The 17936-nt window shown below is 58.6% G+C and carries 16 protein-coding genes; 4 read left to right on the top strand and 12 right to left on the bottom strand.

Features of this window, described 5'->3' with window-relative positions; genetic code table 11:
• Positions 1 to 3 precede the first annotated feature (3 nt).
• Both rfbB and rfbD read left to right on the top strand, forming a co-directional pair.
• Positions 4 to 1074, top strand: a complete 1071-nt coding sequence (gene rfbB, locus FJ973_RS11960; RefSeq protein ID WP_140555904.1) for a dTDP-glucose 4,6-dehydratase — start codon at positions 4 to 6, stop codon at positions 1072 to 1074.
• Positions 1071 to 1955 (top strand): dTDP-4-dehydrorhamnose reductase, encoded by an 885-nt coding sequence (gene rfbD / locus FJ973_RS11955; protein WP_140555903.1) that lies wholly within the window; start codon positions 1071 to 1073, stop codon positions 1953 to 1955. Before rfbB ends, rfbD begins: the two co-directional genes overlap by 4 nt.
• A 74-nt stretch (positions 1956 to 2029) precedes the next feature.
• On the opposite strand, the gene FJ973_RS11950 is transcribed toward rfbD, so the two are convergent.
• The 10 genes from FJ973_RS11950 to FJ973_RS11905 all read right to left on the bottom strand — a co-directional run bounded on the left by FJ973_RS11950 (position 2030) and on the right by FJ973_RS11905 (position 12072).
• Positions 2030 to 3148: a glycosyltransferase gene (locus tag FJ973_RS11950; protein WP_140555901.1), complete on the bottom strand. Its 1119-nt coding sequence runs from the start codon at positions 3146 to 3148 to the stop codon at positions 2030 to 2032.
• Between the two features lie 60 nt (positions 3149 to 3208).
• Entirely contained in the window at positions 3209 to 4324 is a 1116-nt protein-coding gene (locus FJ973_RS11945) for a glycosyltransferase family 1 protein (RefSeq protein ID WP_140555899.1), read from the bottom strand.
• A 51-nt stretch (positions 4325 to 4375) separates the two neighbouring features.
• A complete protein-coding gene (locus FJ973_RS11940; protein WP_140555898.1) occupies positions 4376 to 4987 on the bottom strand; it encodes a NeuD/PglB/VioB family sugar acetyltransferase in 612 nt (203 codons plus the stop codon).
• On the bottom strand, positions 4984 to 5364 hold the full coding sequence (locus FJ973_RS11935) for a glycosyltransferase (protein ID WP_224655922.1): 381 nt from the start codon (positions 5362 to 5364) through the stop codon (positions 4984 to 4986). Before FJ973_RS11935 ends, FJ973_RS11940 begins: the two co-directional genes overlap by 4 nt.
• Before the next feature lie 36 nt (positions 5365 to 5400).
• Positions 5401 to 6153 carry an ABC transporter ATP-binding protein gene (locus tag FJ973_RS11930; RefSeq protein WP_140555895.1) on the bottom strand — a complete coding sequence of 251 codons (753 nt, stop codon included), beginning with the start codon at positions 6151 to 6153 and terminating at the stop codon, positions 5401 to 5403.
• Positions 6150 to 6932, bottom strand: a complete 783-nt coding sequence (locus FJ973_RS11925) for an ABC transporter permease (RefSeq protein WP_140555893.1) — start codon at positions 6930 to 6932, stop codon at positions 6150 to 6152. The genes FJ973_RS11930 and FJ973_RS11925 overlap by 4 nt, the downstream gene beginning before the upstream one ends.
• Positions 6933 to 6954: 22 nt before the next feature.
• The gene (locus FJ973_RS11920; RefSeq protein WP_140555892.1) at positions 6955 to 8055 is read right to left on the bottom strand and encodes a DegT/DnrJ/EryC1/StrS family aminotransferase; all 1101 of its coding nucleotides are present in this window, start codon (positions 8053 to 8055) and stop codon (positions 6955 to 6957) included.
• Between the two features lie 2 nt (positions 8056 to 8057).
• Positions 8058 to 9146 (bottom strand): GDP-mannose 4,6-dehydratase, encoded by a 1089-nt coding sequence (gmd, locus tag FJ973_RS11915; protein WP_140555890.1) that lies wholly within the window; start codon positions 9144 to 9146, stop codon positions 8058 to 8060.
• Between the two features lie 80 nt (positions 9147 to 9226).
• Positions 9227 to 10642: a mannose-1-phosphate guanylyltransferase/mannose-6-phosphate isomerase gene (locus FJ973_RS11910; RefSeq protein ID WP_140555889.1), complete on the bottom strand. Its 1416-nt coding sequence runs from the start codon at positions 10640 to 10642 to the stop codon at positions 9227 to 9229.
• Positions 10639 to 12072, bottom strand: a complete 1434-nt coding sequence (locus FJ973_RS11905) for a phosphomannomutase (protein ID WP_140555887.1) — start codon at positions 12070 to 12072, stop codon at positions 10639 to 10641. The genes FJ973_RS11910 and FJ973_RS11905 overlap by 4 nt, the downstream gene beginning before the upstream one ends.
• Positions 12073 to 12614: 542 nt before the next feature.
• Between FJ973_RS11905 and FJ973_RS11900 the strand changes: the two genes are divergently transcribed.
• Together FJ973_RS11900 and FJ973_RS11895 are read left to right on the top strand one after the other, a co-directional pair.
• The gene (locus FJ973_RS11900; protein ID WP_181165146.1) at positions 12615 to 14597 is read left to right on the top strand and encodes a nucleoside-diphosphate sugar epimerase/dehydratase; all 1983 of its coding nucleotides are present in this window, start codon (positions 12615 to 12617) and stop codon (positions 14595 to 14597) included.
• 190 nt (positions 14598 to 14787) lie between these two features.
• Complete coding sequence (locus FJ973_RS11895; RefSeq protein WP_140494844.1) at positions 14788 to 15327, top strand: sugar transferase; 540 nt, start codon at positions 14788 to 14790, stop codon at positions 15325 to 15327.
• Here the strand turns inward: FJ973_RS11895 and FJ973_RS11890 are convergent.
• Positions 15315 to 16262 (bottom strand): NAD-dependent epimerase/dehydratase family protein, encoded by a 948-nt coding sequence (locus FJ973_RS11890; RefSeq protein WP_140520765.1) that lies wholly within the window; start codon positions 16260 to 16262, stop codon positions 15315 to 15317. The genes FJ973_RS11895 and FJ973_RS11890 overlap by 13 nt on opposite strands.
• A 17-nt stretch (positions 16263 to 16279) precedes the next feature.
• Positions 16280 to 17557: an O-antigen ligase gene (locus FJ973_RS11885; RefSeq protein ID WP_140555955.1), complete on the bottom strand. Its 1278-nt coding sequence runs from the start codon at positions 17555 to 17557 to the stop codon at positions 16280 to 16282.
• Positions 17558 to 17936 lie beyond the last annotated feature (379 nt).

The raw sequence follows: 17936 nt of genomic DNA, 5'->3' as shown, positions 1-17936 counted from the left end.
GGCATGAACTTTCTGGTGACGGGCGGGGCCGGCTTCATCGGTTCGGCGGTGTGCCGGCATCTGTGCGCCAACCCGGCCTACCGGGTGACCAATCTCGACAAGCTGACCTATGCCGGCAACCTGGCCTCGCTGCGGCCGATCGAAAATGCACGAAATTACAGCTTCGCCCAGGCCGACATCTGCGACGAGCGGGCGGTGCTCGACATATTGCGCCGCGGCGATATCGACATCGTCATGAACCTCGCCGCCGAGAGCCATGTCGACCGCTCGATCGATGGGCCGGGCGCCTTCATCGAGACCAACATCGTCGGCACCTACCGGATACTCAACGCAGCGCTGGAGTACTGGCGCGGCCTTTCCGACGACAGGAAGGGCCGTTTCCGCTTCCATCACGTCTCGACCGACGAGGTGTTCGGCGACCTGCCCTTCGATGGTGGCATGTTCGTGGAAGAGACGCCTTACGCGCCGTCTTCGCCCTATTCCGCCTCCAAGGCGGCCTCCGACCATCTGGTGCGCGCCTGGCACGAGACCTATGGCCTGCCGGTGGTGCTGTCCAATTGTTCGAACAATTACGGGCCCTACCATTTTCCCGAAAAGCTGATCCCGCTGGTCATCCTCAACGCTCTCGACGAGAAGCCGCTGCCGGTCTACGGCGCCGGCGCCAATGTGCGTGACTGGCTGTTCGTCGAGGACCATGCGCGCGCGCTGGAACTGATCGCCACCAAGGGGCAGCCGGGCGAGAGCTACAATGTCGGCGGCAATTCGGAACGCACCAATCTGGGTGTCGTCGAGACGATCTGCGATCTGCTCGACGCCAGGCGCCCCCGGGCCGGCGGCAAAAGCCATCGCGACCTGATCTCTTTCGTCACCGACCGTCCCGGCCATGATCGCCGCTACGCCATCGACGCCTCCAAGATCGGCCGCGACCTCGGCTGGGCGCCGAGGGAGAATTTCGACAGCGGCCTGGCAAGGACGGTCGACTGGTACCTGGACAACAAATGGTGGTGGGGACCGATCCGCGAACAGCGCTATGCCGGCGAAAGGCTGGGCGAAGCCCGCAAGGCGGCCGTGTGAGGCTCGCTGTCACCGGACGCGAGGGCCAGGTCGCGGCAAGCCTTCTGGGGGCTGGGCGCGGGCGCGAAGGCGTCGAGATCATCGCCATCGGCCGGCCGCAACTTGACCTCGCGCGGCCCGGGACCGTGATCGACGCCATAGCGGCCGCCAAACCCGATGTCGTCGTGTCGGCAGCCGCCTACACGGCGGTGGACCAGGCCGAGGACGAACCTGAGCTCGCCTTTGCGGTGAACGCCGCCGGCGCCGGCGAGGTGGCGCAGGCGGCGGCTCGGCTCGGCGTGCCCGTCATCCATCTGTCGACCGACTATGTCTTCGACGGCACCAAGGACGGTCCCTATCTGGAAACCGACGCGACCGCGCCGATTGGCGTCTACGGCGCCTCCAAGCTTGCCGGCGAACAGGCGGTGGCATCAGCCAATCCGCGCCACCTGATCTTGCGCACGGCGTGGGTCTACAGCCCGTTCGGCAAGAATTTCGCCAAAACCATGCTGAGGCTGGCCAGCGACCGCGACGAGATACCGGTTGTGGCCGACCAATGGGGAAATCCCACTTCCGCGCTTGATATCGCTGACGCGATCCTGCATGCGGCAGCACGGCTGCACCGCAACGAGGATTTCGCCGCGTGGGGCATCTATCATCTGGCCGGCACGGGCGAGACCAACTGGAGCGGCTTCGCCCGCCATATCCTGGACATAAGCGGTGGGCTCGGTGGCCCCTCCGCGCGGGTGCGCGATATTGCTGCGACGGACTATCCGACCAAGGCGCGCCGCCCCGTCAATTCCCGGCTGTCGAGCGCGAAGTTTGCCTCCGTGTTTGGATGGAGTGCGCCGGTACTGCGGAAGTCGGCGCGGGAGGTGGTCCGTCGTCTCCTGAGCAGGTGACCTGACGGGCTTTGACTGCATCAACAACCAGCAACCGGCGGGGATTCACCGGCTGCCACAGTGCGAAACCGTATTCAGCGTCGGCGGTTATCGAGTTGGTGATAGAGATCGGCGTATGTTTTTCCCATCCTGTCAGCTGTAAAGAGGCGAACGTAGCGATCGCGAGCAGCTCGCCCCCAGTTCGCTGCCTCGACCGGCGAATCGACGACCTGGTTGATGGCTTCGGCAAGGCGTGCTGGATCGGAAGGCGGTACGACCAACCCGGTCTCGCCGGCTTTGTTCACATAACTTGTTCCCGTTCCGATCTCGCAGGAGATCATCGGTTTACCGCACATCGCAGCCTCGACGAGAGAAAGCCCGTAGGCTTCCGACCTCTGGTTTGACGGAAAAACGAACCCCAGGCAGTTGTGGAGGAGCGCCATCTTGTGCCGCTCGGCCACCTCGCCGAGGAATATCACATTGTTGCGACGCAACGTTTTGGCCTGAAGCTTGAGCCGCTCTTCGATAGGCCCTGATCCGGCAATAACGATCTTGCACCTGACTCTGTCGGCCGCCTGAACCAGCACGTCCAGCCCCTTATAGTAGCGCAGGACGCCGACGAAGAGCACGAAAGGCTCCGTCACCGCCGCTTGGCACCATCTGTTGTCGGCTTCGGTCGGCGTGGGATAATCGGTTTCATTGATGCCGATTGGGATGATCGCCGATTTGCCCTCCAAGGCTCTGAGAACGGGGCTCGATTTCAAATAGTCCGGAGATGTCGCGACGATAGCGTCCACATCCCTGAGGAAGCGCAGCATCAGCGGCCGATAAAGAGGCAGCAAAAGCCTCTGTTTGACGATGTCGGAATGGTAGGTGACGACGGTCGGTTTGCCATGACGGGATTGAAAATGCACCATGTCCATGAGTGGCCATGGGAAATGGTAATGTATGAGGTCGGCTTTCCCGGCGAGCGCTCCGAACTTCCGAAAGACGTCAAGCGAAAACCCGGTCGACGCCAGTTCGAAATCCAGCCTGGCTTTTCGGGCCATGTGCCCGTCGAGATGCTGCGTGTTCTCGTTCGGAGCACGGCTCAAGGAGAGCACTTCGGTTTCGATGCCGCGGCTGGCGGTGCTTTGAGCGATGGCATGTATCGTCCGCTCCACCCCGCCAAAGGTGTCGGGCCAGTATGTCTTGAAGAAGTGCAGCACTTTCAAAGATTGGTCTTCCGTCTTCGCTCGATGGCCAGTTCAAAAATCTGAAGCATACCTTCCACGTCAGCGCCTTCTTGCGGTTATGGCCAATTCGAACACTGCGACCAGGTCCAAGGCGCTTTTTCTCCAGTCGAACCGGAGCGCGTTCAGGGGCGCTTTCTCAGCCAGCCGCGAGCGCAACGCATTGTCGAGTGCCAACCGGCCCATCGCGGCGGAGATATCCTGGACGTTGGTCGGGTCAACAAGAATGGCAGCTTCGCCAGCCACCTCGGGCATGGAAGACATATTTGAAGTTACAACAGGCACCCCAACCCCATTTGCTTCGATAATTGGAAATCCAAAGCCTTCGTATAGCGACGGCATGACAAGAAACTTCGCTCGGCGATAGAGGACAGCGAGATCGCTGTCCGTGACATAACCCGTAAGTCGCACGTCCGATTCGATTTCGAGGCGCACCATGCGCTCGCGCAGGTCGCCGAGACGCCACCCCTGACCCCCCGCTACGACGAGCAGCAGATTTTTCCTGACCGGCTCCGGAAGCAGCGCATATGCTTCCAGGAGACTTGGCAAGTTTTTGCGGGGTTCAAGTGTGCCGACAAAGAGGGCGTATTCGCGGTCGATGCCTTTGTCCGCAAGCACGCTGCTGGTCCCGCCATCCTCCAGGCGCGTCACTCCAGGGTACACCACGTGCAGTTTCTTGGAGACCTGTGGATACAGCATTCGAATGGCATCGGCCGTAGCGCGCGAGACTGCGACGATCTTATCCGATGAAAATACTGCAGGTCGCATGAGGAAGCGATCGCCGAGCCAGCCCTGCAAACGCATTGTCGATGCCGCATGGTGCCATACGAGATCGTGAATGGTCACAACGCGGGGGATATCCGGATCCAAGCTAAAGGGCAATCTGTGTGCAGGCCCCCAAAAGATGTCGATTTTGTCGCGGGCGGCCAGTTTGGGTAAGATGGTTTGACCCCAAACCATGCGCCTGAAATTGCCTGCATGATCAGATATCCGAAACGTACCGCCCGATAGACGAGACAGATCCGACACCGGTCGCTCCGGGAGATACAGAAAGATTTCGTGACCGGCTTCCGCCAACCCACGGCACATCTCCAGCACATAGCGGCCGATGCCTGTGAGATTGTGGACAAGGTTGCGGGCATCAATGCCGATTTTCATGAATCGGGCCGTTTTTCTGTTCGAGCCTGAAAGGAAAGCGGCTGGCGCTGTCTAGCCGTGGGCTCGACGGGCCGGCGTGCCTGTATACACGCCGGGCACTTCAATGTCTCGGACGACCGTTGCGCCAGCGCCGATGATGACATTGTCGCATATGCTGAGCCGATCAATCACGGTCGCACCTGCGCCAACCAGAACCTGTGTGCCTATTCGGCAACGGCCTGCAACGGTCGCATTGACGGATATATGAGAAAAATCACCGATCACGCATTCGTGGTCAACGACTGCGCCGCTATTGATGATGACGCCCCGGCCAACCTTTGTAAGCGGTCCTATATGGGCCTGATGAGCGACCAGTGAGCCTTGCCCGATCTCACATCGCCTCCCGACAGAGGCAGTCGGTGCGACGAGCATCGCAAGAGGAACAAGCGCGCTCCCGCATTGCGCGCGTCGCCGCGCATTGTCACCCGAGCCCGGAAACATGAACCAACCGGCGCCGGAGGCATTGCTGGGAAGAACAGCGACAGCAGGAAAGCCCGCAAATTCCTCACCGGCCTTTGCCTGGTCATCGATGAAAATCAAATCATCGAACCCTGACGACAGCGCTATATCCCCTACGCTACGCGCATGGCCGCCAAAGCCCAGAATGAAAAGACCTTTGCTCATAGTGACGGCGTCATGCCTTTCTGCTCGGCTATGACATCAAGGATGCGGATATGTTCCTTAACAACATCCTTCCACGTACGTTTCGCGAGAACATCAAAAAATTGGCGCTGCTGAGCGTAGAGGGCATCCCGGTTTTGAAGTGCCCATTCGATCTTGTCAGCCATTGCCTTCCAATCATATGGGGCGAACAAGGTGGATTCTCGCAGCGCCGGATCGACAACAATCTCCCTGGTCACCTCAATGTCGCCCATGACAACGGTAGTTCCTACGGACAACGCCTCTGTAATCGTGAATGGCATTCCACCTTCGGAAAGCGATGGATTTACCGCAAGGTCAGCGCACTTGTAGAGGCGGCAAGCTCTACCGGACCCCGGGATGAACGCCGACCAAGACAGATTGGGTGGGCATCGACATCACTGCGCCAATCCATTCACTTTTTTGTATGCCTTGATCGCGGGCCCTATTGCGCCGTCAAACGCAACCGCTCCATGATGAAAAACAACACCTCGCTCACAAATGGAACTCAGCGTGCCAAAGTCGTGTGAAGCGAGCAACAGAATCTCCGCCTGCTCGACAAGATCCAGGATGCGTTTGCGCGCTTTTCCCATAAAATTCGCATCACCGGCACCGATCACCTCGTCGAGGAGGAGAATGTCACCGCCGACCGCTGTCGAAATCGCGAAGGCGAGGCGCACCTGCATGCCAGCGGAATAGGTTTTGATCGGATAGTCGATAAACTCCCCGATATCGGCAAAGGCGACAACCTCGTCCTCTATCGAGCGCATGAATTTGGGCGAGAGACCAAGGAGAAGTCCGCGGTACAGGATGTTCTCCCGGCCGGTGGCATCAGGCTCGAAACCCAAACTCAGGTCAAACAAAGACCGGACGGTCCCCTCGACCACGCGCTTCCCGGAAGATGTCGGGTATAATCCTGCCACCATCTTGAGGAACGTGCTCTTGCCGGCCCCATTGTGTCCTAGAAGGCCAACGCGTTCGCCAGGACCAATGTTCAGGCTAACATCCTTCAATGCGTGGATGTCGACGATCTTCTTGCCTCCTCCGTTCAACGTCGCCAGCGACGCCAGCATGGATTTCAACGACCGCTCGCTGAAGCCGACGGATGCATAATGGAGGTTTACCGACTCGAGGTGAATCCGGTTTGTCATAGGTAGAAGATCACCCTCTTTTCGGCGGACCTGCCCACGAGTGCTGCGATCAGCACGAGCACTGCGATAGTCCCGAAGCACCACAGGTAATTGGCAGCGACGGGCCATTCACCATGCAGGAGTGGAGCGCGTACGATCTGGAGGAGGTGATAAAGCGGATTGTAGTCCAGAAGGACATGCAGATTGCCTTTGCGGAACACCGAAGTCTCGAAATAGATTGGTGAGACAAACCATAGGGCTTGCAATATCAGGCCAAGCGCATGCGGCAGATCGCGAAAACGGGCAGAAAAATATGCCATTATCGTCGCCCACGGCCAGACAATCAGACCGATGATCGGGAATATCGTGAGGGCGGCAAGCCAAGACCAGCCGAAATTCTGCGGCATAACGACAAGCACCCAACCGATGAGGCTGATGCTGGCCAGGGCAAGCACCATAAGCCCGGAAATAACGTTTCGAAGCGTATATATCGCTAACGGGTGACGTGTCTGCTTGATGTACGCGTCGGCTTGGACGAAAGCCAATGCGCCTCCACTTACATTGAAGACGATGTACTCCCAGATGATGACCCCGGAGAGAATGTAGGGCGCATATTCCGAGATCGCGGCGTCGAAGATGCGACTGAATACGATGGAGATAAGGATCGTTAGGCCCAGAGGCTGGATAATCGACCACAGGACACCGAAGAAGGACCTTCTCCAGCGACCGCGCAGATCGGACATCGCGAGATGCATCCAAAAATATCGCGCGGCCCAAATGCCCCTAAGATACTCGTTCACAGGCCATTTCCTTAACGCAAAGTCACCGCGGTCGATCCTCGAAATAACCGATGATCGAAGAACATATGCGGTTCAACTGTTCCTCGGTCAGTCCGGGGTAGCTCGGCAGATTGATGCCACGCTTGCTTACGCTATCGCCATTCGGAAAGGCCCGGTCAGAATAACAGTGCGGCATGTGGCTGGCTAAGGGGAAAAACGGGCGTGTCTCGATTTCGTCGTCGGCAAGACGCGCACGCAACCGATCTCGATCCTCAACGTGGTCAACGACAATCGAACACATCCAGTGCGAATGATTAACGTCGCCCACGGGATCATGGGTCCTCAAGGGAAGCCCGGACAGTCGGGTCCGGTATATCTCTGCGATCTGCTGCTTGCGGTGGATGATCTCTTCAGCCATCTCGATCTGGGCAAGCCCGATCGCCGCCTGGATATTGGTCATCCGATAATTGTAGGCGAGCATGTCGTGCCAGTATTCGCGGGTCGGCGAGACACCTTGGCTTTTCAGGCGCCGACACTTGTCCATCACCTCAGCCGATCGCGCCAGAACCATTCCGCCTTCGCCAGTTGTGATTGTCTTGTTCCCGAAGAAACTGAAGGTGGCAACATCACCAAACGTGCCGACATGCCGGCCTTTCCACCGGGTCCCGAAGCCTTCCGCGCAGTCCTCGATGAGCAAAAGAGCATGATCGCGGCAAAGGGCCGAGATCGCATCCATATCACAGGGATGGCCATACAAATGCACCGCCATGACCGCGCGGGTTCTCGGGGTTATAGCGTCACGTATTGCCTGCGGATCCACCTGCAGCGTGTCTTCCAACGAATCGACGTAGACTGGCGTCGCGCCGGTCTGCAAAATGGTGTTGACCGACGCTATGTAGGTGAAGCTTGGAACGATGACCTCGTCGCCGGCACCGATGCCCAATGCATCCAACACAAGGTGGATGGCTACGGTACCGTTTGCCACGCTTGTCGCCTCTTTCGCGCCTACATACTCCTCAAAAGCCTTTTCAAATCGGGATATGAAGGCTCCACGTGAGGAAATCCAACCCGTAGTCAAGCACTCGTTGACATACGCCGATACGTTTCCGCTAAGGTATGGCTCATATACTGGAATTCGTGCCATGGTTATTCTGCGCGAGTGAAGCGTTGATAGCCATGCGTTGTAAGCAGCTTTTCCTGCTCGGCACCCTTAAAGTCCTCGCGAATCATTTCTTGGACCAGCTCGGTGAATTTAATCCTAGGTTCCCAGCCAAGGTTCTTTCGAGCTTTACTGGCGTCGCCAAGAAGCGTTTCGACTTCTGTCGGCCGAAAGTAAGCCGCATCGACAGCCACTATACATTGACCGCTTTTGTTATCGTACCCTTTCTCGCCGACGCCTTTTCCCTCCCATCTTACGTCAATATCCAGTTCCGCAGCCGCCAGAGTCACAAATTCGCGCACGGAATGCTGCTCGCCAGTTGCGATAACGTAATCCTCAGGCGCCTCCTGTTGCAACATAAGCCATTGCATCTCAACATAGTCTTTGGCATGCCCCCAGTCGCGCAGTGAATCTAGATTACCCAGGTAAAGCTTCTCTTGCATGCCTAGCTTGATCCGTGCCAGCGCTCGCGTAATCTTACGCGTCACAAACGTCTCACCTCGCATTGGGGACTCGTGATTGAACAGAATGCCGTTACACGCATAGATGCCGTATGCTTCGCGATAATTGATCGTAATCCAGTATGCATACAATTTGGCCACGGCATAAGGAGACCGTGGGTAGAATGGCGTGGTTTCCTTTTGCGGCGTCTCTTGCACGAGCCCGTACAGCTCAGACGTAGACGCCTGATAGAAACGGACCTTCTTCTCCAAGCCGAGAATTCGGATGGCTTCCAAAATTCTCAACGCCCCTAGAGCGTCGGAGTTGGCGGTGTATTCAGGTTCCTCAAATGAAACGGCTACGTGACTCTGTGCCGCCAGATTGTAAATCTCATCCGGCTGAACGAGCTGAATGATCCGCATCAGACTTGATGAGTCAGTCAGATCGCCATGATGCAACGTCAGATCTACACCCTTTTCATGTGGATCATGATACAAATGATCGATGCGATCCGTATTAAAAAGGGATGTGCGGCGCCTTACGCCGTGAACGGAATAACCCTTTTCCAGCAGGAATGCCGCCAGATAGGCGCCGTCCTGCCCGGTGATGCCGGTTATCAGTGCTTTTTTTTTCATCAATGTTCTCGATGTATCCGATTTGTGTCCGCCCAGCCCCTAAGGCTTTGCCGCCCCCAGCACCGTGAGCCAATGGATTGTCAGGCGCGGCCGTATACGTCGTCAAAACGCACGATATCGTCCTCGCCGAGATAATCGCCGCTTTGCACTTCAATGATCACCAGGTCAATCCGGCCAGGGTTTTCCAGCCTGTGTTTATGACCGCAGGGGATGTAGGTTGACTCGTTGGTCGCCAGGAACAGCTCCTGGTCGCCATTGACTATTTTCGCGGAGCCGCTGACCACGACCCAGTGCTCGGAACGATGGTAGTGCATCTGCAGGCTCAAACGTCTGCCGGGTTTCACCTCGATGCGTTTGATTTTGAAGCGCTCGCCTTCCTCCAGAACCGTATAGGTGCCCCACGGCCTATGTACGGTGCTGTGGACCAAATGTGCCTCATGCCCGGAAGCCTTGAGGCCCTCGAACAACTTCTTGACGTCCTGAACGCGATCGCGGGAGGCGACAAGCAATGCGTCGGGAGAATCGACGATCACCAGATCGCTGACCCCGACCGTGCCGATGACGCGTTTGTCGGAACTTATATAGCTGCCGGTGGTGTCCACCATATGAACATCGCCGCGTAGCCTGTTGCCGCTTTCGTCAGGAGTGATCAAATCGGCCATTGCGTTCCAAGATCCGATGTCGTTCCAATCCATGTCGCAAGGAACCACGGCAAGATTGTTCGCCTTCTCCATAACCGCATGATCGAGAGAGATACGCGGAGCGGAGCCAAAATGCTCGGGCGCGAGTTCGATTTTGGCAAAGCCTTCGCCTTGACTGAATCGGCCGTTCTCATAACTGTCGGAAACCGCCTGGATCACTTCGGGGCAATGCAAAGCCATCTCGTCGAGCATGCGTTGCGCGCTGAAGCAGAATATCCCCGCGTTCCAGAAGAAGCGTTTGGATTCGACATAGGCCTTGGCTGTGTCGAGATCCGGTTTTTCAACGAAACGGACGACTTTCTCACCATCGGCTTCGATATAGCCGAACGCCGTGTCCGGCCTGGTTGGGCTGATGCCCAGTGTGGCAATCCGCCCCAGTTTTGCATATTCGATGGCGCGGCCCATAACGTCTAGAAACGCAGGCAAGTTGCCAATCATGTGATCGGCCGGGAAGACGCATAGAATCGCATCAGGACCCTGCGTTGCCTTGGCATGGACAGTGGCTGCCGCCACGGCAGCGGCCGTATCCCGGCCTTCCGGCTCGAGCAGAAACGTACGCGGCAACACAACCGAATCCAGTTCGTCGAAGTCGTCCTTCGTGAGGAAAAGGTGGTCCCCGGACGTTACAGCCACGAGTTCCACCACGCCCTCAATCGACGCGGCGCGCAGCACCGTGTGCTGAATAAGCGAATGCCCGTCCGCCACTTTAAGAAAAGGCTTGGGGTGCGATTGCCTTGAGGCAGGCCATAGTCGCGATCCGGCTCCACCGCTGATGATGACGGGAACCACTTTCATGAAATGACCTCTGCTTCGTTTGTGGATGCGATTGCCCGCGCCCTCTCGAGCGTCAGCGCCACAATCGCTCTCGCTCTGCCTGGGTCTGCTGCCTCCGAATAACAGCGAAGTTCAGGCGCGTTGCCGGACGGCCGCAGATGGATGATCTCGCCAGTCAGCATTTGTGTCCTTAGGCCGTCGGTCTCGTCAACTTCAGCAACAATCCCGAACGGGGCCAGAAACCGCTGCAGTGCAGGCCGATCCGCGAGCCGACGCATCAAGCTGCGCGAACTCTCCACTGGGAAATTCTCAAGGCGTTCGCTTGCACAGGCCGGAAGATTCCACAACGCGCGCAGACCTGACAGCGATTTTCTTGTCGACGCAACCATTCCGAGGACAGCCAGGATGGGGAGCAGTGAATCCCGTGTCGGCAATGCCGTCAATGTCTTGCCGTGTAGCGAACAGTCCGACCCCAAGAGAACGCCACCATTGGCTTCAAAGCCCACAACGATTTTCTCGGGGTGGTGTGAGGCTTCCATGGCTTCGACGACGAAGGGAGATCCGACCTTCGTTCTCAGAACCGTAAAACCGAAGGCTTTCGAAATACCTGAATTGGAAGTCACGGGCGTCACCACGATGTCAGCCCGCAGGAACAGAGCCGTGGCGAGGCCGATCAGGTCGCCGCGAAACAGGTCACCATTCTCGTCGGCAATCAGTGGCCGATCAGCATCGGCATCGGTCGACACGATGGCGTCGAGGTGGAATTCCCGCGCCCAACCCTTGAACTTTGCAATTGTGGTTTCGTCAACGGCTTCGGTATCGACGGGTACGAAGATCTCCGATTTCCCGACAGGTGTCACATCTGCGCCAAAGGATCGGAGAACCTCCACCAGAAGATCCGCCGCGACCGAACTGTGCTGATAGACGCCGAGCCTCAGGCCCGAAAGGGACCCTGGCTCCAAGATGTCATCAGCGCGCGCGCGATAGGCGGCGATCGCATTGTCGTGATGCCCCGGCAAAGCCGTACCTATTGGCGGCGGGGGGCAATAGGCGTCTAGCCGTTCGGCAGCATAGTGTGCCATAGCGGCTTCATCGGCCTTGGTGATCTCGCCCCGCGGGCTATAGAACTTGATGCCATTGCGGTCCGCAGGGATGTGCGAACCCGTAACCATGAGCGCCGCTGCGTCATGCTGCCCGGCATACAACGCCAAGGCTGGCGTTGGAATGGCACCGCAATCGATCGGTTGAAACCCACTTGCCGCCAAGGCAGCCATGCAGTTGGCGGCGATCGTCGGACTGCTATCGCGCAAGTCGCGACCAACGAACACCTTGGCCTTCGATCGGACCCCATCGGCAACGAGACGCCAAGCGAAAGCCTCCGTATAAAGGCCGCTGGGTTTCCCGACTAATTCTGAAGCCAACCCTCGCAGGCCACTTGATCCAAACTTCATCACTTCGCTTTGGCTGGTAAAGGGAAGACCGTCATATTGCAGCAGACTTGGCTGTCAACCGCAAAATCGCTTCGGGCGGTTCACCTTTCCTTCCAGCTATCCACACTGCATTCCCAGCCGCGTCGACAGGGTGAGAGCCGTCTGGCGTCAAGGACCGAGCGATGGCCTCACGATCGCGCTGCCGGCATTCTCGAACCGCTTGATATCTGCGGAACCATAGGCCATAGGTCGAGAGCAGACCGCACCAGGGCAAAGAGTAGTCAAGGATTGACCTCTCCGGCCGACCCCTCTCTCTATCCTGAGTTGCTGTCGGACTCCAGGGCTCTTTGCAGTTGATGTGCAAGATCTTGATCAAACGGACTTTCTCTTCACCCGCCAACCTATGAAAAAATCTCTGGCGATGATTTCAAGTCCACGCTATGCGATACACGCGGCGGGGGCCGAAGATTTGGTACTAAAAAGAAGCCGCCGGTGACGGATGGTATTCGCTCTAGAGCCACTTTAGTATTGAAGTCTTCGCGCCTGGAGTTCAGTACCGTCCGATGAAATCCTATGTAGAAGCTGTACCCGGACTCCGGCCCACAATGCGTCGCGCCATCATCATGATTCAAGACATCGCCATGGTTCTGGTGGCGGTGGCGCTTAGCCTGACTTTATCGCAGTCGAGGCTGTCGTTCGAAGCGTTCTCTCCAGCGGGTTTCGCTTGCTGGGCGAGCATCATTATTCTTAGTCATCTGTTATTCAGATATTGCGGCCTCTACAATACTGTGTGGCGCTTCGCCTCGACGCCGGATTTCTTCAACATCCTGAAGGGCTGCGCAATACTGACCATCGTCCTTTACTGTGTTTCGCTTTTTGTTCGTTCTTTTCAGCCGGTGGCGGGCCTCAATGAGCGCCAGTTCATCGTCTTCTTCCTGGTTTCTTTCACGATCATCTCGGCGCCCCGGATTTTCTACCGGTTCTTTCGCGACGGCGCGAGCTGGCGCATTCTGAGTCGCGGCAAGGCTTCGACCAAGAGAGCGGTGTTTGTCGGCAAGCTGAGCGAGGCCGACGTAATCATCCGTTTCACGCGCACGACGCAGCCTGTAGAGTATTCAATTGCGGGGATTATGGCGATTGAGCACGGTGTTCCGCAGGGCACTCGGATCCAGGGCGTTCCCGTCGTGGCCACCCGCCCCCGCCTGATCGAGGTGCTGGAAGAATACGCCAAGGGTACGACAAGCCTGGACCTGCTGATTTTCGGCAGCGGCGCCGAACATGAGATCGAGGAGTATTCGGAGCTCGTCCGTGTTGCCCGGCAAGGCGACATAGCGGTGGTGCAGTTCTCGGGGCTTTCGCAGCTTGGCCAGGAAGGAAAGCTCGTTCTCGACGAGGTCGAGATGGAAACGATCCTGCGCCGCCCCACGGTTCCGTCCGACATCGAACGCATCGGGGCCTTCGTCGGCGGCAAGCGCGTCCTGGTCACCGGCGGCGCCGGTTCCATCGGCCGCACCCTGGTCAAGAGGTCACTGGAACTGGGCGCGGAGGCGGTGCTGGTTGCCGATAATTCCGAGTTCGGCATTTTCCAGTTGAGCCAATATGTCGAAGAGAAGGACCACGACCGCCTCAAGGTCCGCATTGTCGATGTCGCCGACCGGCGCCAGATGACGCGTGTCGTCACCGAGTTCAAGCCGGACATCGTTTTCCACGCCGCGGCACTGAAGCATGTGCCTTTGCTCGAGGAAAACTGGGATTCGGCCATCCAGACCAATGTCTTCGGAACGCTTGTCTGTGCCGAGGTTGCCGCCAAATGCGGCGTCAAGCAATTCGTGCTTGTTTCGAGCGACAAGGCCGTGGACCCGACATCCGTGCTGGGCCTGACGAAGCGGGCGGCCGAACAGATCGTCAGCGCCTTGCATGAAACGCCCGCCGGCGAGCCCGGCGCGCGGCGCCCCGCCACCAAGTTCATAGCCGTTCGGTTCGGCAATGTCTTTGGCAGCAATGGCTCGGTCGCAACCATATTCCAGGCGCAGATCGAGGCCGGAGGTCCGGTCACCATAACCGACCGGCGCATGACGCGCTATTTCATGACCGTGGCCGAAGCCGTCGACCTCGTCATCATGTCGGCTGCCGATGCCGCCTCGCGGAAAGCCGGCGACGACTACGCCGTCTACATGCTCGACATGGGCAAACCGGTGCCGATCCTCGAAGTTGCCGAGACGATGATCCGCATGTCCGGAAAAAGCCCATACACGGACATCCCCATTCGCTTCACCGGAATCCGGCCCGGTGAAAAACTCCATGAAACGTTGCATGGTGAGGATGAGGAGCTGGTCGAACTCGGCATTTCCAAGATTTTTGGCCTGAGCACCGATGTCGCGGAATGGTCCGATGTCCAGGCGGCGCTTGCGGCCCTGCAGCAATCCGTGAAGAGCCAGGACAAGGCATCCTCGCTCGCGGTGCTTGCGGGTCTTGACCATACCAAGAAGGTAAGAGGGGACGTGCCTGAGGCCGTGATCCCGAAAGCGGCCGGGCAGGCGAACTGATGCTTCAAAAGACCCTGGCCTTCTTCGGCGCTTGAGCAATCTGCGCAAGAGCGGCATTTATCGGCGGACCTTCGGGACTCTGGGGCGCTGGCTGGCGAGGGGTCGAGCTTGGTCGAGCGATAGCCTCATGCTACGTCGAGCGGATTCGTATTTCGTCTTTGGTTTTGGCAACGAGCACTATCGGCGGTTCATGAAGACAGCCAAGCAAATCTTCGATCTTGCCGGCGCGGCGCTGCTGCTCCTGGTCACGTCACCCGTCCTGGCGCTCGCTGTCCTGGCTGTTCGTATATCGTCGCCCGGTCCGGCCATCTTTTCTCAAACGCGGGTTGGCCGCGATGGCGTGCTCTTTCGCTGTCACAAATTGCGCACGATGTATGTCGGCACGCCATCCTTGCCTTCGCACGAGGCGCCGGCGAATGCCGTGACGCCGGCCGGAAAGACCCTGCGGAAGTTCAAGCTCGATGAGCTGCCGCAGTTCTGGAATGTTCTGAAGGGCGAGATGAGCTTGGTCGGACCGCGTCCCTGTCTGCCGACGCAAACCGAGCTGATCGAGTGCCGCCGACGGCTGGGCGTTTCATCGGCGCTTCCCGGCATCACCGGCCTGGCTCAGGTCAAGGGCATCGACATGTCGGACCCGGCCCTATTGGCCGAAACCGATGCCGACTATCTCAAGGTCGCCTCGATCGGCCTTGATCTTCGCATCCTGCTCGCGACGATTTATCCAGGTTGAGCTTGCCTGCTGCGCGCCGCGATTTCGCTTAGACGATCAAGCGTCGCTGTTTCCGGCAGCCAGCCCTGCGAGACGAGCAGGGAAGGGTCGCATATCTGTGTCGCCGTCATGCTTTCCCAAAACGCCCGCTTGCCTAGCGCGACCGCGGCCATCCGCATCAGGCTGGCCGGTACGGCAGCCAGGCGCACCGGCCGCCCAAGTCCCTTACGGAAGGCGCTTACGACGGCTGCCACCGACACCGGAGGCACATCGCTGGCTATATAGGCAGGGCTAAGCGGCCCCGGATGAGCCAACAAATGCCGCACGGCTTGCGCGGCTGCGTCGGCCGACACCAGCGAGCGGGTTCCCGTCAGTACACCCGTCGGCAGCGGCAGGCTTGTATCGGCCAGGCGCATCAGCATTGCCAGATTGCCCTTCATGCCGCTTGCGTAGGCGGCAGGCAGGCGCAGCACGGCGGCGTCGGCGCGGCCGTGCGATGCATAGGCGTCCAGGACCCTGATCTCGCCCTCGCGTTTCGAGCACCCGTAGGCGCATTGCGGATCGGGGACCGTATGCTCGTCGATCGTTGCGCTGACGCGGGCGCCGATCACGGCCCGGACCGATGACAGTTGGATGAAACGTCCGCTTGCCTGCATGGCGGCCGCATGCGCCAGCCGCGCGCTCAGTTCCGCGTTGGCGGCTCGGTAGTCGGCTTCGGTGGCCTCGCCTTGATCATTGTTCAAGCCGGCGCAGTGAACGACGTCCGTGACGTCACGGGTGACGGCAAGGAAGTCCTTGGCCGGCGCATCGAAACGCGGCAAGCCAACGATGTCGCTGCCCGAAGCGAGCCTTTCTGGGTAGCGCGAGGCGAGGCGAACCTCCACCCCTGCCTCGCAAAGCCTTTGCACGACGAGACGTCCGATGAAGCCCGATGCGCCTGTGACCAAGACCTTCATTGCCTTGCCCGGAGCCGCTATTGCGTGACTGGCGGAAGCGGCATCTCTTCCGGCAACGGGGCCTGACGTCCCGACGCAAGATAGGTCCCGGATACCAGGAAGACCATGAACACCGAATCCAGGATATCTTGGCCGACCAGGATGCCTGTCATCCCAGCCGTCAGGTAGGTGATCACCATGACGACGACCATGGTGGCGCCAAAGCGCTCGATCGGGTCGGCGCTGTTGCGCAGGACCAGGGCGGCGTTTCTGCCGGCGACGACAAAGATCGCCGCCAAAGTCACGGCGCCCAGGATGCCCGCCTGTACCAATGCCGTCAGGAAGCCATTGTGGAAATGATTGAAACCTGCCGTTTTCGCGAACAGGTCTTGGAAGCCCTGCCTGATCAAGAGCTGGTTGGCGCCCACTCCGTGTCCGAACAAGGGCATGTCGCGGAATGCCTTCAGGCCGATGTCCCAGAGGGCAACACGTATTCCAAGCGAGGTGTCGGAATTGCCGTGCGCCCCAAGCGCGTCCCAATCAGAGCGCAGAAAATCAAATCTGTCGGATATTGTATGGAAGCCGATAGCGGCGACCGCGACGCCGATCGCCGCCAGCAGAAGCAGCAGACGGACGGCATTCTTCCCTTTCAGCCAATGCTGGTTGATCAACAGCACGGCAATGCCGGAAATCAGCAGCGCCAGCCAGATGATGCGCGTGCCGGAATAGATGATGGCGATCGTTCCGCCGAGCGCTGCGCAGATCAGCGCACTCTTGTGCCTTTCGATGCCCGACAGGGCACCGGCCACGCAGGCCATCACTGCAAGGCAGACGACCGTGGCGAACACGATCGCATTTCCCGCTCCGCCCTCCGCCCTCATCCCGATCCAATATTGCTGGATGATCGCCAACAGCAGCGCGACGAAACAGGCGGCCATGCTGCTGAGGATTATGATCCGGACAAGGGTTGTTTTCTGCGTAATGCTCCAGGTTGAATAGGAGAGGGGGAAAAACAGGAAGGTGACGAGCGGGATCAGATGCGGCGCATCCCTGACAATTGCGTTATTGGCGAGCGAAGCCAGGAGATTTGCCGCGCAATAGGCATAGATCGCGATCGTGAGCGCCATCATCGCCCGGTCGATGTTGAAGCGCCTCTTTTTCGAGGCGATCAAAAGAACCGACCACAGGCCGCCGCCGTTGAACACGAAGCTCACCACAGACCCCAGGACCGGTGGAAAAAAGAAGCAAGCGATGGAAAAATAGATATTGATCCGCGCGGGCGAGAACTGCCGTCTTATCGATGAAAGCTGGCTCAAGGGCGGCTCACCATTCTCGGACGCTTCACACGGCGGATTGTCTGACGGCGGCGAACATAGCCCTGCCGAAATTGCCCGTGTCGCATCGTGCATCTGCCCGCTTTCAGGGGCCGGTATAGCGGCTTGGGCTTTTTTCTGAAAGTGCATCAAGGCCGATTGCCACCGAAAATCGGTAGTCGCTGGCAGACGATCGGATTTGGGCGCGGCGAAGACTGCGTGCTTTTCATCAAGCAATTTTTTCCCCCGCATTTTCTCAGCCGCCGGCGTGACAAGCAGGAATTTCCGCATTTTGACGCATGGATGGAAAATTCATTCCCGAACCACTCCTTGCCAGGCGCGTCTTGCATTGTTCTGGGCAGCGGCGATCTGCTAGAACGCC

It is taken from the genome of Mesorhizobium sp. B2-1-3 (genome assembly GCF_006442495.1).
Classification (GTDB): domain Bacteria; phylum Pseudomonadota; class Alphaproteobacteria; order Rhizobiales; family Rhizobiaceae; genus Mesorhizobium.
This window is presented reverse-complemented; position numbering and strand designations above follow the sequence as displayed.

Coding starts and splice junctions, on each gene's coding strand:
- gmd (WP_140555890.1), bottom strand. CDS start 9,146: ATGAAAAAAAAAGCACTGATAACCGGCATCACCGGGCAGGACGGCGCC.
- FJ973_RS11930 (WP_140555895.1), bottom strand. CDS start 6,153: ATGACAAACCGGATTCACCTCGAGTCGGTAAACCTCCATTATGCATCC.
- FJ973_RS11910 (WP_140555889.1), bottom strand. CDS start 10,642: ATGAAAGTGGTTCCCGTCATCATCAGCGGTGGAGCCGGATCGCGACTA.
- FJ973_RS11920 (WP_140555892.1), bottom strand. CDS start 8,055: ATGGCACGAATTCCAGTATATGAGCCATACCTTAGCGGAAACGTATCG.
- FJ973_RS11905 (WP_140555887.1), bottom strand. CDS start 12,072: ATGAAGTTTGGATCAAGTGGCCTGCGAGGGTTGGCTTCAGAATTAGTC.
- FJ973_RS11890 (WP_140520765.1), bottom strand. CDS start 16,262: ATGAAGGTCTTGGTCACAGGCGCATCGGGCTTCATCGGACGTCTCGTC.
- rfbB (WP_140555904.1), top strand. CDS start 4: ATGAACTTTCTGGTGACGGGCGGGGCCGGCTTCATCGGTTCGGCGGTG.
- FJ973_RS11895 (WP_140494844.1), top strand. CDS start 14,788: ATGAAGACAGCCAAGCAAATCTTCGATCTTGCCGGCGCGGCGCTGCTG.
- FJ973_RS11945 (WP_140555899.1), bottom strand. CDS start 4,324: ATGAAAATCGGCATTGATGCCCGCAACCTTGTCCACAATCTCACAGGC.
- FJ973_RS11940 (WP_140555898.1), bottom strand. CDS start 4,987: ATGAGCAAAGGTCTTTTCATTCTGGGCTTTGGCGGCCATGCGCGTAGC.
- FJ973_RS11900 (WP_181165146.1), top strand. CDS start 12,615: ATGAAATCCTATGTAGAAGCTGTACCCGGACTCCGGCCCACAATGCGT.